Consider the following 13,856-nt stretch of genomic DNA (forward strand, 5'->3'; position numbering starts at 1 on the left):
GTCTGGGGCCTGATCAACCAGGGCCGGTCACGTCAGGAGGTCTGCCGGTCGGCCTGGCATCCGGCGAGAGCTCGGAAGGCCTTGTGCTCTGGTCCATGCCGCAGAGAAGCCATGTCCCCATGATCTCGCGTCGACGAGCGGGGCGCCGAGCACGAGCCCAGACTGGAAACGGGTACGGACGTGCATATGAGGAGGCAGCCATGACCACCGCGCGGGACATCATGCACAGCGGTGCCACCTGCGTACAGGAGACCGAGACGCTCATGGACGCGGCCCGGCGGATGAGCGAACTGGACGTCGGCGCACTGCCGATCTGCGGGCCCGACGACCGTCTGCACGGCATCATCACCGACCGTGACATCGTGCTGAAGTGTCTGGCCAAGGGCAAGGACCCGCACCACATGACAGCCGGACAGCTGGCGCAGGGCAGGCCCATCACGGTCGACGCGGGCGCTGACACGAGCCAGGTGCTGCAGACGATGCAGGATCACCGGATCCGGCGTGTCCCGGTGATCGCCGACCACCGCCTCGTCGGCATGATCAGTGAGGCCGATCTCGCCAGGCACCTGTCCGAGGAGCAGGTGGGTCACTTCGTCGAGACGATCTGCGCGGAGCGGTGAGCCGCACCAGAATGCATGTGGGCGTCGCTATTCGTGCGCGATGACGGCGACGGGCGCCCTGGCGTGGTGGAGGACCGCATGGGTGACCGGTCCGATGTGCGCGCCGATTGAGCTCCGCCGGATGCGGCGGCCCACGACGATGAGCCCCGCCTCTGCGCCCATCCTGATGAGTTCCGTGGCGGCGTGTCCGAGGCTCGCGCGAGCGATGACGCCGACATCCGGGTACTTGTCCCGCCAAGGCGCCAGGACATCGTGCAGAGAGGCCTCCGCGCTCATTTCGAGCTGGGCGTGGACTCTCGGATCGTACGCCGCGCCGTACCCCACCAGGGGAGGCAGCGACCAGCTGTGCAGGACGTGGAGGGCGCATGCCCGCCGCCGCGCCTCCTCGAAGGCGAAGGCGAGCAGGGCATCACACGGTCGGCTGATGTCAACGCCCACCAGCAGCTCACGGGCCGCGTGCCGGCCGTCGGGGTGTGGCACCGCGTCCTCGCTCGCCCGCACCATGACCACGGGCCGTACAGTCGCCTGGATGACCGCCATGCCGACGGAACCGAGGACGAAGCCCGTGACGGTGCCCAGTCCCCGAGAGCCCAGGACGATCATGTTCGCGCCGGCTGCGACGCCGGCGAGCTCGGCGGCCGGTCTGCCGTCGATCGATCGGATGCCGACCTCCAGTTCGGGGTGGCTCGCGCGCAGTTCGTCGGCGGTCTCGTTCAGCAGCGCCTGGGCCCAGTGACGGCGCACATCGCTGGTCGGCATCGGGAGGTCGCGGGGAGATGACCATTCCTCGGCGTGGACGAGGTGGAGTGGCACGCCGCGCAGCAGGCCCTCTCGCGCCGCCCAGCGGGCGGCCGCGAGGCTTTCCGCGGATCCGTCGAGACCGGCGACGATTCGATCGTTCATGATGGCTTCTCCCGGCAGGGTCCCGCATGGGTCGGGGAGTTGGTCGTCGCACGTGCCGAGGCTGCACGGAGGCTTCTTCAGACTGAGTTCGTGTCGTCGATGGCGTATCCGAGATGCTGGGTTACGGAGACGACGCCGTCGACGGTCCGGCAGAGGCGTTCGATGAGGGGGATGAGGCTCCTGAAGTCGACGGTTCCGTGCAGTTCGACCCGGCCGTCGGTGACGGCCACGGTGATGGCCGAGGGGCTCTGACGTACGCCGAGTTCGAGGACGTCACCCATGATCTCGTGACGGATGTCCTCGTCCGCCCGGAGGAAGATCCGCAGCAGGTCCCGACGGCTGACGATTCCGATCAGTACGTCCGAGTCGTCCACGACCAGGAGCCGCTTGACTCCTTGTGCTTCCATCAACCTGGCGGCTTCGGCGACGGTCCAGTCGGGTCTGGCGCACACAGGGGGCGAGGACATCAGCTCCTCGGCGCGCGTACCCGCGGCCTTGTCCTCCTGCCAGGCCTCCCGCTCGGGAAGTGACCGGAAGTAGTCGCTTTGGCCGGCGGACTTCGGCAGCAGATCCCGTTCCGAGATCACGCCGAGCGGCCGGCCGGCAGAGTCGACGACCGGCACGGCTGACACCTTGTGCTCCGTCAGGGTGCGGGCGATCTCCTTGAACGGAGCGTTGCTGGGGACGGTGACGACCTCGCGGGTCATCAGCTCGCGGACTTCCCGATGCTTCATGCTCTTCTCCTACCGCTCGGTGGGCGTTCGGGCGCCGACCGACACGTCGTCCTGCGCGTAGTCGAGCTGGTTGACCACGTCGACGACGCCGTCGACGCTCTGGCACAGGCGCAGCACGATGGGGACCAGGCTGCGTCGGCCGACGGTCCCGCTGAGGGTCACCAGCCCGTCGGTGACGTCGACGGTCAACGACGAGGGGCTGAGGCCGAGGGTGTGGGTCACCACGTCTTCGAGGATTTCCTCCTGGATCGCGTGGTCCCGGCGAAGGAAGAGCTGAAGCAGGTCGCCACGGCTCAGGATGCCGATCAGTCGGCCGGCGGCGTCCACCACGGGCAGTCTCTTGACCTGGCGCCCCCGCATGACTCGCGCCGCGCGGACGACGCTCCATTCGGTCCGGGCTGTGATAGCGGGGCTGGTCATGAGATCGGCGGCCGTGTTCGTGCCGCTGCCGGAGCTGCGCTTGCGGAGCAGGTCGGCTTCGGAGACGACGCCCACGGGACGCTCGGCCTCGTCCACCACGGGCACGGCGGAGATGTCGAACTCCTTGAGGAGCCTGGCGATTTCCTTGAACGGGGTGCCCCGCTGGACGCTGACGGCTGTCGGGGTCATCAGGTCGGCGACGCTGCGGTGCCTCATCGTCGGCCTCCTTCACGTGCGGACTTCGGTGTCGAGGCGCACGGCCGTGACGTCCACGACGCCCGGTACGGTGCGTGCGACACGCACCAGCACGTCCTTCAGGGCCGGGTCGGGAAGGGAGCCGTCCAGGTGCACGATGCCGTCGGCCACGTGGACCTGCACCATGGCGGATCCGGCGGGGATGAGCTCGGCCATGATCAGTTCGCGCAGCTCCTCGGCGATGTCGGCGTCGGGGCGGAGATAGATCTTGAGGAGGTCGCCCCGGCTGACGACGCCGATCAGGCGGCCGTCGCCGTCGACGACGGGGAGCCGCTTGAGGTGGCCGCGGGCCATCAGGCGGGCGGCGCCGGGGATGGTGGCGTCCTTGGTCACGGTGACCGCCGGTACGGTCATCAGCTGCCCGGCGGTGACTGCGCGGGACTCGTCCGCACCCTGGGCCTTGAGCAGCAGATCCGCTTCGGACACCACGCCGGCGACCCGTCCTTCCTCCGACAGGACGGGCAGGGCGCTGATCCGCCACTGCCGCATGGCCTCCACGACTTCCTTGAACGGTGTTCTGCGGTCGACGGAGATGACGGCATGCGTCATCACGTCCTCGACGGTGCGAAGCTGCTTCATGATGCCTCCAGAACGGCGTCCCGATACGTCCGAGCGTGGACACCCGTGCCCGTCGGCGGTAGGGCCGTCAGGGGTTCACTTCGGGCTGATCGGCCCTGTTGTCCAGGTGTCGGGCGTGCTTTTATGAAATTGACGGAAAGAGTCCCTGAGAGGGTGCGGAGAAGCGGCTGGTGGCCGTGCACCGCACGATCGGGATCCGCGAGAAGCGGGCGGGCTCTTTCCGCCCTTTGTCGCGAGGGTTCAATGCAGGGCATCGTGAGGGTCGGCAACCGGAGACAGGTCGTCGACCGCGTAACCAAGGGATTGGTCCACGCTGACGACCCCGTCGACCGACCGGCACAGTCGTTCGACAACCGGAATGGTCGACCGCTCCTCAACCCGGCCGCTCAACGAGACGACCCCTTCGCTTACGGTCACCGCAACGCCTCCCGGGGTCATCCTGAGGGTCCGGCCCAGGACGTCGTCGACGATCTCGTCGCGGATGGCGTCATCGTTGCGGAGCATGGGGCGCAGCAGGTCGGTGCGGCTGACGATGCCCACCAGGGTTCCGGTCTCGTCGACCACCGGCAGGCGCTTGACGCCTCGCTCGTGCAGGAAGCGGGCCGTCTCGACGATGCCCCACTCCGGCCGGGCGGTCAGGACGGGAGTGGACATCAGATCGCCGGCGGTCCGGGCGCCCATGGAGGCACGGTCCATGGACGACGTGGTGTGCATAGGGTCGCGTCCTTCGGTGTCGGGCAGCCCGGCCTGCCTGCGGAGCAGGTCGGCTTCGGAGACGATGCCGATCGGGTGGCGACGGGTGTCCACGACGGGCAGGGCCGAGACCCCGTTGTCGTTGAGGCTCCGGGCGACCGTTTTGAGTGATGCTTCGGGGCTCGCCGTGGCCACGTTCCGGGTCATGACGTCTGCGACAGTGCGGTGAGACACGGTCCGATCTCCTTGTGAATGGGGCCGTCAGCCGTGAGCGATGACTGCGACGGGCGCAGCGGCGTGGTGCAGGACCGCATGAGCCACGGACCCCAGATGCACGCCCAGAGGTGAGCGGCGCAGGCGGCGACCCACGACGATCAGGTCCGCGCTTGCCGCGGCCCGGACGAGCTGCACGGGTGCGGGCCCCTCGAACGCCTCGTGGGTGGCGCTCACGGACGGGAACTTGTGCCGCCACGGCATCAGCATCTCGTCGAGCATCACGGTGATGGTCCGGCCGATCTCCCGCTCGTTCTCCGGGTCGAAGAAGGGCGCGTACTGGTACATGGACGGCATCTTCCAGCCGTGGATCGCACGCAGGGCGCAGCCGCGACGGTCGGCCTCCTCGAAAGCGAAGGCCAGTACCTTGTCCGCTGCCTCGTGGATGTCGACGCCCAGGACGATTTGCCCGTAGCGGGTGGGCTGGGCCGCCTCGGGCGCGTCCGACACGCGGACGAGCACCACCGGCGTCTCGGTGGCCACGAGTGTCGACAAACTCACCGAGCCGATGAGGAATCCCACCAGGCCTCCCACCCCGCGGGAGCCGAGTACGAGCAGCCCGGCGTCGGCCGCCTCTGCGGCCAGGGCTGCCGCCGGCCTGCCGGAAAGGCATCTGGTCGAGACCTCCAGCCCGGGATGCCGACGTCGCACGTCCTCCGCCGCATCGGTGAGCGCCTCGTCGGCCCAACGGTCGGCCGCTTCGCGGCCCGGCGCCGGTACCGAGGGGCTGATCAGCCAGTCGACAGCGTGGACGAGCCTCAGCGGCACTTCCCGCAGGACCGCTTCCCGGGCGCCCCAACGGGCCGCGGCCCGGCTCTCGGGAGAGCCGTCGACGCCGACGGTCACATGGTGCTTCATGGCGAGACCTCCTTGGGTGCCGCAGGACCGTGGCCCTCTTCCAGCGTCACCTGCGGCGCGGCGACCGAGGAGGGGCCGAGTGGCCCCATGTGGGACCGAACAGCCCCCGCTACTCCACGGAGGAGCGTGAGGCGACGTAGTCGGCGCAGCCGTCCAGGGTGTTCAACGCCGGATAGTCGGTCTCGGGCAGGGCGAGACCGGTGCGCTCGCTCAGCGCCTCGATGAAGTTGAGGAAGTCGAGCGAGTCCATCTCCAGGCGTTCCCGGAAGTTCTCGTCCCGCGAGAGAGCGGCCGCGTCGGCGCCGGGAACCACGCCTGTCAGAACATCCTTGATCAGCACGAGGGCCTCGTCACGGTTCACAGTTCCTCCGGTCGTTGGAGCAGACGGTCGATGGACGTCAGGAAACGCGCCCCGGTCGCACCGTCGCTCGCACGGTGGTCGGCGGAGAGCGTGGCAGTGACGGTCGGGTGCACCGTGAGCATCCCGTTCACGGCTACCGGCTGCTCGATGACACGCCCCAGACCGACGAGCGCGACCTGCGGCGGATAGATCACCCCGAAGACCGCCTCCACCCCCTGATCACCGAGGTTGGTCACGGTCAGCGTCGGGTCGGCGGTCTCCGAGGCCCGCAGTCGGCCGCCACGCGCCCGCGAGACCAGTCCCTTCAGCGTTGCCATGAGCTCCGGCAGCGGCATCGTGTCGGCGTCGGTCAGCGCCGGCGCGACAAGGCCGCCACCGCGCAGGGACACCGCGACACCGAGTCGCACGGTGTGCGAGGGGACGAACGCATCGTCCTTCCAGTAACCGTTCAGTTCCGGTACTTGGCGTGCCGCCAGGGCAACCGATTTGAGCAGCAGGGCCGCTGGCACGAGCCGTTCCGCCACGGGCCTGTCGGCATTCCGGTCGCGCATCCATGCCATCGCGACGGCCAGATCGATCTTCGTCGACAAGTAGTAGTGGGGGATCTCGCGGTTGGCGCGGCTCATCAGAGCCGCGATCGCCGCACGCGCCGGATACGCGGGCTCGGCCGTCGCCGAAGACGGGCGCGCCTGTGCGTGGCTTTCGACCGTACGGGCCGGAGGGCCCGCCGTGGCGGCCCGTACATCGTCGGCCCGGATCGTGCCGCCCTGTCCGGTTCCCCGCAGGGCGCTCAGGTCGATGCCCGACGACTGGGCCAGCCTGCGGGCGAGCGGCGAGGCCTTCACCCGATGTGGCCCGTCGGCCGGCGCGTGCTCCACGTCGGAACGGGTGATCCGACCGCCCTTGCCGGAACCGTGCACGGACGACAGGTCGATGCCCTTCCGCTCGGCCAAGTGCCTCACCAGGGGAGTGGACACGGTGTCCCCGCCCCCGGTTGTGGTGCGGCCCGGAGCGGCTTGCAGTTCGGAGGCCGGGGCCGTCGGCTGCTTCGCAGAGGGAGTGGCAGGGGCAGGGACGGCGGCCGGAGGCTCAGTTTCCGTGTTGATGACGGCCATCCGTGTGCCGACCGGCACGGTGGTCCCTGGGTCGACGAGGAGTGCACCGACCGTTCCCGAGTCGAAGCATTCGACTTCGATCGTCGACTTCGCCGTCTCCACGACGGCGACGACATCGCCCTTCGTGACGGTGTCACCGGGTCCTACCAGCCATTCCACGAGGGTGCCCTCGTCCATGTCCGCGCCGAGGGAGGGCATGGTGAAGTCGGCCATGTCAGCTCACCGCCCGACGAACGGCGTCCACGATGGTCGCGGGCTGGGGAAGCGCCGCTTCTTCGAGCTGCCGGGCATAGGGAATGGGGACCTCCGCGCTGCATACGCGCTGAACGGGGGCATCGAGTTCGTAGAACGCCTGCTCGGTGATGCGCGACGAGATTTCCGCGGCCAGGCTGCCGCTGCGCCATGCCTCGTCGACGATCACGGCCCGGTGGGTTCTGCCGACGGATGCCATGACGGTGGCGTCATCGAGGGGGCGCAGGGCGCGTAGGTCCACGACCTCCGCGCTGATGCCCTCCCCGGCAAGGGTTTCCGCTGCGGCCATGGCCTTCGGCAGAGAGCCGCCGTATGTGATCACCGAGACGTCCGTACCCGACCGGCGTACGGCCGCCGTGTCGAGATCGACGGCATCAACGGTGGCGTCCAGCGAGCCCTCCGCGTTGTAGAGACTGCCGTGTTCGAAGAGCAGCACCGGATCGGGGTCCGCGAGGGCGGCTGCGAGCATGTGGCGCGCGTCGTCGACCGTCGCGGGTGCCAGCACCCTGATGCCGGGGATGTGGGCGTACCAGCCTTCGAGGCTGTGGGAGTGCTGGGCGCCGAGCTGTCGGCCTGCCCCGGTGGTCATGCGGATCACGACGGGGACGCTCAGCTGCCCGCCCGACATGTGGAGCAGTGTGGCCGCGTTGTTGAGGATCTGGTCCAGGGCCAGGAGACTGAAATTGACGGTCATGATCTCGACTACGGGCCGCATCCCGCCGAGTGCGGCGCCGATGCCCGCGCCGACGAATCCGGATTCGGACAAAGGCGTGTCGCGGATACGGTCAGGTCCGAACTCTTCGAGCAGGCCCAGGCTGACGCCGAAGCATCCGCCGTACCGGCCCACGTCCTCGCCCATGAGGAAGACCCGTTCGTCCTGCAGCAGGGCTTCGCGTAGCCCCTCACGGAGCGCCTCCCGATAGGTGGTCGGCCGGGAAGTCCCGGTCGGTGCCTTCCGTGTGCTCATGCCGCGCCCCCGGTTTCGCTCGTGACGAAGCGGAGCAGGTCCGAGACCGGTTCGAGCGGGGCCTTCTCGGCCCGCTGTACGGACTGGTCGATCTCGGCGAGTACTTCCTTGTCGAGTTCTTCCATCACCCGGTCGTCGAGCTGCCCTTCGGAACGCATCAGTTCGGCCAGTCCTTTGAGGGGGTCGCGTCCCTTCCATTCCTCGATCTCGGACTTTGCCCGGTACCGGTCAGGGTCGTACATGGAGTGGGCGCGGAACCGGTAGGTCTGTGCCTCGAGGAAGTGCGGTCCGTTGCCTGCGCGCACGGACTCCGCCGCCCTGAGTGCGGCCGCTTCGACGGCGAGGACGTCCATGCCGTCGACCGTCCACGCGGGCATTCCGTAGGAGGCGGCACGCATGGCGAGGTTGGTCTGGGCGTGCTCCCGGGCCAGGCTCGTGCCCATGGCGTACAAGTTGTTCTCGCAGACCAGCAGCAGGGGCAGCCGCCACAGGGCCGCGAGGTTGGCCGTCTCGTGGAACTCGCCTTCGGCGAAAGCTCCGTCCCCGAAGAAACAGCAGGTGACGCGGGTGCTGCCGCGCATCCGGTCGGCGAGTGCGAGTCCGGCAGCCAGGGGCAGGCCGCCGGCCACGATCGCGTTGCCCCCGTAGAAGCGGTGCGTGGCGTCGAACAGGTGCATGGAGCCGCCGCGTCCGCGGCTGCAGCCGGTGGCCCTGCCGTACATCTCGGCCATCACGGCGTCGGCGGAAACTCCGCGAGCCAGGGCATGCCCGTGTTCGCGGTAGGTGGAGACCACCGCGTCCTCCTCGCGCAGTGCCTGGTTGACGCCCACGGCGACGGCTTCCTCACCGATGTAGAGGTGGACGAACCCACGGATCTTCGCGCCGCTGTAGAGCTCCACGCACCTTTCCTCGAACCGTCTGATGGCAAGCATCCGGCGGAGCAGGGACAGGTGGTGCCCGGGTGCGGGATGCCCGTCGGGAGTGCCGCGGGCGGCAGTGGCGGGTCCCTTCCTGTGCCCGCTCCTGCGTGCTGCGCTCCGGGCCTTTCCTTCGGGCTGCGGGGTGGTGCTGCTCATGGTTCCGCCTTCTCTCACGAGCGGGTCATCCGGGGTTCTCCAGCGTGGACAGATCACCTTCGGGCAATCCCAGTTCCCGGGCGCGCAGCAGGCGGCGCATCACCTTGCCGCTGCGCGTCTTGGGGAGGTTCTGCTCGAACTCGATCTCCCTGGGCGCCACCGCGGGGCCCAGCCGCCTGCGTGCGAACGCCAAAAGTTCTCGCTTGAGGGACGCGTCGGGGGAGAGCCCGGGACGGAGGGAGACGTATGCCTTGACGACAGCTCCCACGACCGGGTCCGGGCGGCCGATCACACCGGCCTCCGCGACCGCGGGATGCTCCATCAGCGCGCTCTCCACCTCGAACGGTCCGATGAGGTGTCCTGCCGACTTGATGACGTCGTCGGCGCGGCCGACGAACCAGAACCACCCGTCCTCGTCGCGTTTCGCAAGATCGCCCGTGAGGTACCAGCCGTCTGCGAAGCAGGCCCGGTAACGGGCCTCCTCGTTCAGATAGCCCCGGAACATGGAGGGCCAGCCCGGACGCAGCGCCAGCTCTCCCTCGACGTCCGCCTGGGTGATGACCCGAACGCGGCCTTCCGTGACCTCGGCGCGTCCGTCCTCGCCGCGTTCGAGCAACGCGGCCTCCACACCGGGCAGGGGGCGTCCCATGGAGCCGGGCCGGATGTCGCTGGCCGCGAAGTTGGCGATCATGATTGCTCCGGTCTCCGTCTGCCACCAGTTGTCGTGGATCGGCAGGCCGAGTACCTCCTGCCCCCACAGGACGGCTTCCGGGTTGAGCGGTTCACCCACGCTTGCGATGAAGCGCAGAGCCGACAGGTCGTACGGCCCGGGTAGATCTCGGGTGCCGTCCCTGGGGGTTGCACGCATGAGCATGCGGATGGCGGTCGGTGCCGTGTACCAGACGGTGACCCGATGGTTGTCGAGGATGCGGTACCAGCGGTGGACGTCGAAGTCCCCTTCGTCGACCACGACGGTCGCGCCGTGCGTGAGCGGGGCGATGATCCCGTACGAGGTACCGGTCACCCATCCCGGGTCCGCCGTACACCAGTACACGTCCTCCCGGCGCAGATCGAGCGCGAAGGCCGCCGTTGCGTGGTGGGCCACAACCGCTTCGTGCACGTGGACCGCGCCCTTCGGGGTACCGGTCGTACCGCTGGTGAAGTGCAGCAGCGCCATGTCCTCCGGATCGGTGGCCGGCACCGTGTACTCCTCCGGAGCCTCGTCCATGAGTGCGGCGAAGGAGAGCGTGCCAGGCGGCGGATCGGTAACCGGACCCACGAGCAGGACATGGTCCAGATGAGGCAAGCGGTGCCTGTTCTCCTCGACCTTGCGCCGGTACAGCGCCTCGGTGGTGACAAGGACCCGGGCATCGCCCAGCTCCAGCCGCTGGCGCACGGGCTCGGGGCCGAAGGCCGAGAAGAGCGGGCACAGCACGCGTGCGCTGCGCAGCGTGCCCAGTACGGTCGTATACAGCTCAGGGCACCGGCCGAGGAGCGTGAAGACCCTCTCCTGCCGCCGCACGCCGAGGGCGGTGAGGACGTTGGCGAAGCGGCTCGTGAGGCCGCCGAGCTCGGCGTAGGTGAGGCGGGTGACGGTGTCGTCGGGTGCGATGCAGCGGAGTGCTTCCCGCCCGCCCCGGCCTGCCGCCAAGTGCCGGTCAACGGCCTCGTAACCGATGTTGAGCCCGCCTCCGGGCAGCCCGGACAGCAGGGACCTGGCTTCGTCCCAAGTGAAATCCGCGCGCGCCCGCTCGTAGTCCTGGAGCATGAAAGCGGCATCGGGTCCGGGCTGTTTGTGGATGATCAAGTGATCCATGGCCGGGTCCCTCTCCTCGCCTTGGAACCTGCAAGGAGACAGCGCCACGTCGTGTGACGGCCGCAAACGCGGCGAGCGGTCTCCCGGCGTCCCCCGGACGGTCCACACGGGACGGCGGGCTACCCGGACATCCCGTAGGCGCTGCGGTGCGGTGGGGTGAGCAGGGAGTCATCGAGGGTCGCCGTCAGGCGGGAGGCGACGGCGACCACCCCGTCCAGCTGGCTGGTGAGGCGGATCAGGACCGGAACCTGGCTTTGTCTCTCCAGTCGGCCCTCCAGTGTCACGATGCCGTCGACCACGTGGACGGTGACCGCCTCGGCGTCCAGTCCCATGGTGTCCACGAGTACGTCCGCGACCACGCGGTGCCGTATCTCCGAGTCTGGTCGCAGGAAGAGCCAGAGCAGGTCACGGCGGGTGACGATACCGACGAGTCGGTCCTCGTCGTCCACGACCGGCAGCCGCTCGACGCCTCGGCGGGCCATCAGCCGGGCGGCTCCTGCCGCGGTCTCGTCCGCGTGAACCGTGACCGCCGGTGCGGACATGGCCTCACCAGCGGTGAAGGTCGCCTCCGAGGGGACCGCAGCCCCGGCCCACCCGGCAACGGGCTCTTCACCCACCGGCGCGTGATCGGCGGCTGCGCGGCCGATCAGGTCACTCTCGGAGACGATTCCGAGCACCCGGTCCTCGTCGTCGAGGACCGGCAGCCCGCTGATGTCGTGCTGAGCGAGCAGCTTGGCGACATCCTTGAAAGGGGTGGACGTCACGACCGAGACGACCTCGTCGGTCATCAGGTCTCCGACCTTGATGTGCTTCATGAGGCACCTCCTGCCGTCACGGCGATCCACCAGGACGGGAAGCCGGAGGACGCCGATAACCACGATCCGCCCCATGCCAGGAGAGGAGGAGGGCCGAATGGTCCGGAGTAGGGCCCGATCGGACCCGTGCCGCACCTGCGGCGCGGTATTGCAGGAACCAGGACCACCGGTCCCTGACAGGGACTGAATGGCCCTCGTGACGGAGGAGCCCGAAGAGCCGATCCGAGAGCCGGACCCCTGGCGGCTCCCTGAGGAGGAACCATGGAAGGCACCACGAGCAGCCCGGAACTCGGCGCCGTCGTCGTCGGCGTCGACGGCTCCGAGCCGGCCCGGCGGGCAGCGTTGTGGGCAGCGGCGGAGGCGGCACGCCGCGAGCGCCCGTTGCACATCGTGCACGGGTCCGACACCGATGGCCGGGTCCTCTACGTCTCGGCGAAGAGCATCGAGCATGTCCGCCGGGCAGGCCGGGAACTACTGGATGCCACGGTGGCCGCGGTTACGGAGCAGTTTCCCGGCCTGCAGGTCAACCCCGAATTCAGCCGCAGCGCACCCGTCCCGAGCCTCCACCGGTCCGCGGGCCTTCACGACACCATCGTGGTCGGCAGCCGGGGATTGGGCGGTTTCAGCTCCCTCATGCTCGGATCGGTCGGACTCAAGGTCGCAGCGGGAGCAACGACGCCCGTCGTCATCGTCAGAGGCACCGAGAACGACGCCGACACGGGTGTCGTGCTCGCCGCCGTCCGTGACGAGCACGACGTCGACTGCGCGCACCACGCCGCACGCGAGGCACAGCTCCGCAAAGGCTCGCTGCGGCTGCTGCACGTGTGGAACATCCTGCAGTCCGTCGGCGAGGTCGTGACCCTGCTCGACGACGTGGAGGAAATCGCCAACGAGCAGGTCCATCACCTGAACGCGGTGGCGGACCGGGTGCGCCGGGAGTTTCCGGACCTGGCCGTGCAGGGTGACGCGGAGAAGAGCACGTCAGTGGCTTCTGTCCTGGTCGAGGCTTCGCGCCGGGCGGACCTGCTGGTGATGGGCGGCCGAAGGGCACCCAGCTACCTCGGGCCCACCCTCGGACGGGTCACGCACAGCCTCGTCCATCATGCCCACTGCCCCGTAGAGCTCATTCCGCGCCACACGGACGAGAACGGGAGCGAATCGTGAGCGACGCGGGCGAACACGAGGAGATCGTCGTGGGCATCGACCCGGCCAGGGACTGGCGTCTTCCCCTGGCCTGGGCGGTGGACGAGGCCGGGCGACGCCGGCTACGGCTGCGACTCGTCGTAGCCGTACCTCCTCAACACGACACGCAACACGTCGACGACACACCGCGGAGCATCGCCTTGCATCAGGCGGCCTCAGACGCCCTCGGCGAGGCTGCCGCCTGGAGCAGGGAGCGACACCCGGAGGTCGAATCGGTCGTGGATCTCGTCGAGGGGGTCCCCGCTCCGGAGATCGGTCGACTGTCGAGGCGGGCCCGCTTGATCGTGCTCGGCTCCCGTCACCTGAGCAGGACTGCGGAGTTCCTCAGCGCCGGTTCCCTGGTTGTTCCCGTCAGCGCCCAGGCGCAGTGTCCGGTCATCGTCGTGGGCGACGCCGAGCACGTCACGCAACAGCCGCCCTACCTGGTGGTGGGCATTGACGGGAGCGACTCCTCGAAGGCGGCCCTCGCGCTGGCATTCGAAGAGGCCGACCTCAGAAAGGCCAGGCTGCGTGCCGTGTCGGTGTGGGAGCCCCCGCTCTTCCTGCACCACGACGAGGAGGCCGCGCTCCAAGGGCAACGACGCATGCTGTCCGAGACGACGGCAGGCTGGTCGCAGGAGTACCCGGACGTCGTGTTGACGCACGAGGTGCTGTCCGGGCACCCGGTGGAGGAGCTCGCCGGTGCCGCCGAGCACGCCCTCGCCGTGGTCGTGGGCCGTCGAGGCAAGGGCGGTTACACGGGCATGCGACTCGGATCGGTTGTCCACGGGCTGCTGCACCGGGCGCACTGCCCGGTGATCACGGTCCCCGTGCGGTGAGGACTGCGTGACGACGCCCGCCGTCGGGTGCACCGAGCCTCGTGGCGGTACGACGGAAGCCGGACCGGAACCCGAGATCGGACAGCGCTGAGTCTTCA

General features: G+C 69.1%; 15 protein-coding genes. 3 read left to right on the top strand and 12 right to left on the bottom strand.

The features are described from left to right. Positions 1–200: 200 nt before the first annotated feature. Positions 201–620 carry a CBS domain-containing protein gene (locus tag ACWGE1_RS25765; protein WP_329096259.1) on the top strand — a complete coding sequence of 140 codons (420 nt, stop codon included), beginning with the start codon at positions 201–203 and terminating at the stop codon, positions 618–620. A gap of 27 nt (positions 621–647) precedes the next feature. Here the strand turns inward: ACWGE1_RS25765 and ACWGE1_RS25770 are convergent, their stop codons facing one another. The 12 genes from ACWGE1_RS25770 to ACWGE1_RS25825 form a co-directional block, all read right to left on the bottom strand. After that, on the bottom strand, positions 648–1,523 hold the full coding sequence (locus tag ACWGE1_RS25770) for a universal stress protein (protein WP_453422862.1): 876 nt from the start codon (positions 1,521–1,523) through the stop codon (positions 648–650). A 77-nt stretch (positions 1,524–1,600) separates the two neighbouring features. Continuing rightward, positions 1,601–2,257, bottom strand: a complete 657-nt coding sequence (locus ACWGE1_RS25775) for a CBS domain-containing protein (protein ID WP_030648547.1) — start codon at positions 2,255–2,257, stop codon at positions 1,601–1,603. Between the two features lie 9 nt (positions 2,258–2,266). Next, positions 2,267–2,893 (bottom strand): CBS domain-containing protein, encoded by a 627-nt coding sequence (locus tag ACWGE1_RS25780; protein WP_453422863.1) that lies wholly within the window; start codon positions 2,891–2,893, stop codon positions 2,267–2,269. A gap of 12 nt (positions 2,894–2,905) precedes the next feature. Further along, entirely contained in the window at positions 2,906–3,511 is a 606-nt protein-coding gene (locus ACWGE1_RS25785; RefSeq protein ID WP_329096254.1) for a CBS domain-containing protein, read from the bottom strand. A gap of 240 nt (positions 3,512–3,751) precedes the next feature. Beyond that, positions 3,752–4,438: a CBS domain-containing protein gene (locus tag ACWGE1_RS25790; RefSeq protein WP_453422864.1), complete on the bottom strand. Its 687-nt coding sequence runs from the start codon at positions 4,436–4,438 to the stop codon at positions 3,752–3,754. Positions 4,439–4,465: 27 nt separating this feature from the next. Further along, positions 4,466–5,335 (bottom strand): universal stress protein, encoded by an 870-nt coding sequence (locus ACWGE1_RS25795; protein ID WP_389806713.1) that lies wholly within the window; start codon positions 5,333–5,335, stop codon positions 4,466–4,468. Positions 5,336–5,444: 109 nt separating this feature from the next. Then, on the bottom strand, positions 5,445–5,696 hold the full coding sequence (locus ACWGE1_RS25800) for an acyl carrier protein (protein ID WP_453422865.1): 252 nt from the start codon (positions 5,694–5,696) through the stop codon (positions 5,445–5,447). Then, positions 5,693–7,024 carry a dihydrolipoamide acetyltransferase family protein gene (locus tag ACWGE1_RS25805; RefSeq protein WP_453422866.1) on the bottom strand — a complete coding sequence of 444 codons (1,332 nt, stop codon included), beginning with the start codon at positions 7,022–7,024 and terminating at the stop codon, positions 5,693–5,695. Before ACWGE1_RS25805 ends, ACWGE1_RS25800 begins: the two co-directional genes overlap by 4 nt. A 1-nt stretch (position 7,025) precedes the next feature. Next, entirely contained in the window at positions 7,026–8,030 is a 1,005-nt protein-coding gene (locus tag ACWGE1_RS25810; protein WP_453422867.1) for an alpha-ketoacid dehydrogenase subunit beta, read from the bottom strand. Beyond that, positions 8,027–9,106, bottom strand: coding sequence for a pyruvate dehydrogenase (acetyl-transferring) E1 component subunit alpha (gene pdhA, locus ACWGE1_RS25815; protein ID WP_453422868.1), 1,080 nt, complete (start codon positions 9,104–9,106; stop codon positions 8,027–8,029). The genes ACWGE1_RS25810 and pdhA overlap by 4 nt, the downstream gene beginning before the upstream one ends. A gap of 25 nt (positions 9,107–9,131) precedes the next feature. Then, a complete protein-coding gene (gene acsA, locus ACWGE1_RS25820; RefSeq protein WP_453422869.1) occupies positions 9,132–10,922 on the bottom strand; it encodes an acetate--CoA ligase in 1,791 nt (596 codons plus the stop codon). A gap of 119 nt (positions 10,923–11,041) precedes the next feature. Further along, positions 11,042–11,737 (bottom strand): CBS domain-containing protein, encoded by a 696-nt coding sequence (locus ACWGE1_RS25825; protein WP_327733493.1) that lies wholly within the window; start codon positions 11,735–11,737, stop codon positions 11,042–11,044. 261 nt (positions 11,738–11,998) lie between these two features. Here ACWGE1_RS25825 and ACWGE1_RS25830 point away from each other — a divergent pair, with 261 nt between their 5' ends. Next, entirely contained in the window at positions 11,999–12,901 is a 903-nt protein-coding gene (locus ACWGE1_RS25830) for a universal stress protein (protein ID WP_453422870.1), read from the top strand. Then, positions 12,898–13,758, top strand: a complete 861-nt coding sequence (locus ACWGE1_RS25835; RefSeq protein WP_453422871.1) for a universal stress protein — start codon at positions 12,898–12,900, stop codon at positions 13,756–13,758. The genes ACWGE1_RS25830 and ACWGE1_RS25835 overlap by 4 nt, the downstream gene beginning before the upstream one ends. Positions 13,759–13,856: the final 98 nt, after the last annotated feature.

Source organism: Streptomyces sp. NPDC054932 (genome assembly GCF_053610205.1).

Coding starts and splice junctions, on each gene's coding strand:
- acsA (WP_453422869.1), bottom strand. CDS start 10,922: ATGGATCACTTGATCATCCACAAACAGCCCGGACCCGATGCCGCTTTC.
- ACWGE1_RS25775 (WP_030648547.1), bottom strand. CDS start 2,257: ATGAAGCATCGGGAAGTCCGCGAGCTGATGACCCGCGAGGTCGTCACC.
- ACWGE1_RS25810 (WP_453422867.1), bottom strand. CDS start 8,030: ATGAGCACACGGAAGGCACCGACCGGGACTTCCCGGCCGACCACCTAT.
- pdhA (WP_453422868.1), bottom strand. CDS start 9,106: ATGAGCAGCACCACCCCGCAGCCCGAAGGAAAGGCCCGGAGCGCAGCA.
- ACWGE1_RS25765 (WP_329096259.1), top strand. CDS start 201: ATGACCACCGCGCGGGACATCATGCACAGCGGTGCCACCTGCGTACAG.
- ACWGE1_RS25785 (WP_329096254.1), bottom strand. CDS start 3,511: ATGAAGCAGCTTCGCACCGTCGAGGACGTGATGACGCATGCCGTCATC.
- ACWGE1_RS25770 (WP_453422862.1), bottom strand. CDS start 1,523: ATGAACGATCGAATCGTCGCCGGTCTCGACGGATCCGCGGAAAGCCTC.
- ACWGE1_RS25780 (WP_453422863.1), bottom strand. CDS start 2,893: ATGAGGCACCGCAGCGTCGCCGACCTGATGACCCCGACAGCCGTCAGC.
- ACWGE1_RS25825 (WP_327733493.1), bottom strand. CDS start 11,737: ATGAAGCACATCAAGGTCGGAGACCTGATGACCGACGAGGTCGTCTCG.
- ACWGE1_RS25805 (WP_453422866.1), bottom strand. CDS start 7,024: ATGGCCGACTTCACCATGCCCTCCCTCGGCGCGGACATGGACGAGGGC.
- ACWGE1_RS25795 (WP_389806713.1), bottom strand. CDS start 5,335: ATGAAGCACCATGTGACCGTCGGCGTCGACGGCTCTCCCGAGAGCCGG.
- ACWGE1_RS25830 (WP_453422870.1), top strand. CDS start 11,999: ATGGAAGGCACCACGAGCAGCCCGGAACTCGGCGCCGTCGTCGTCGGC.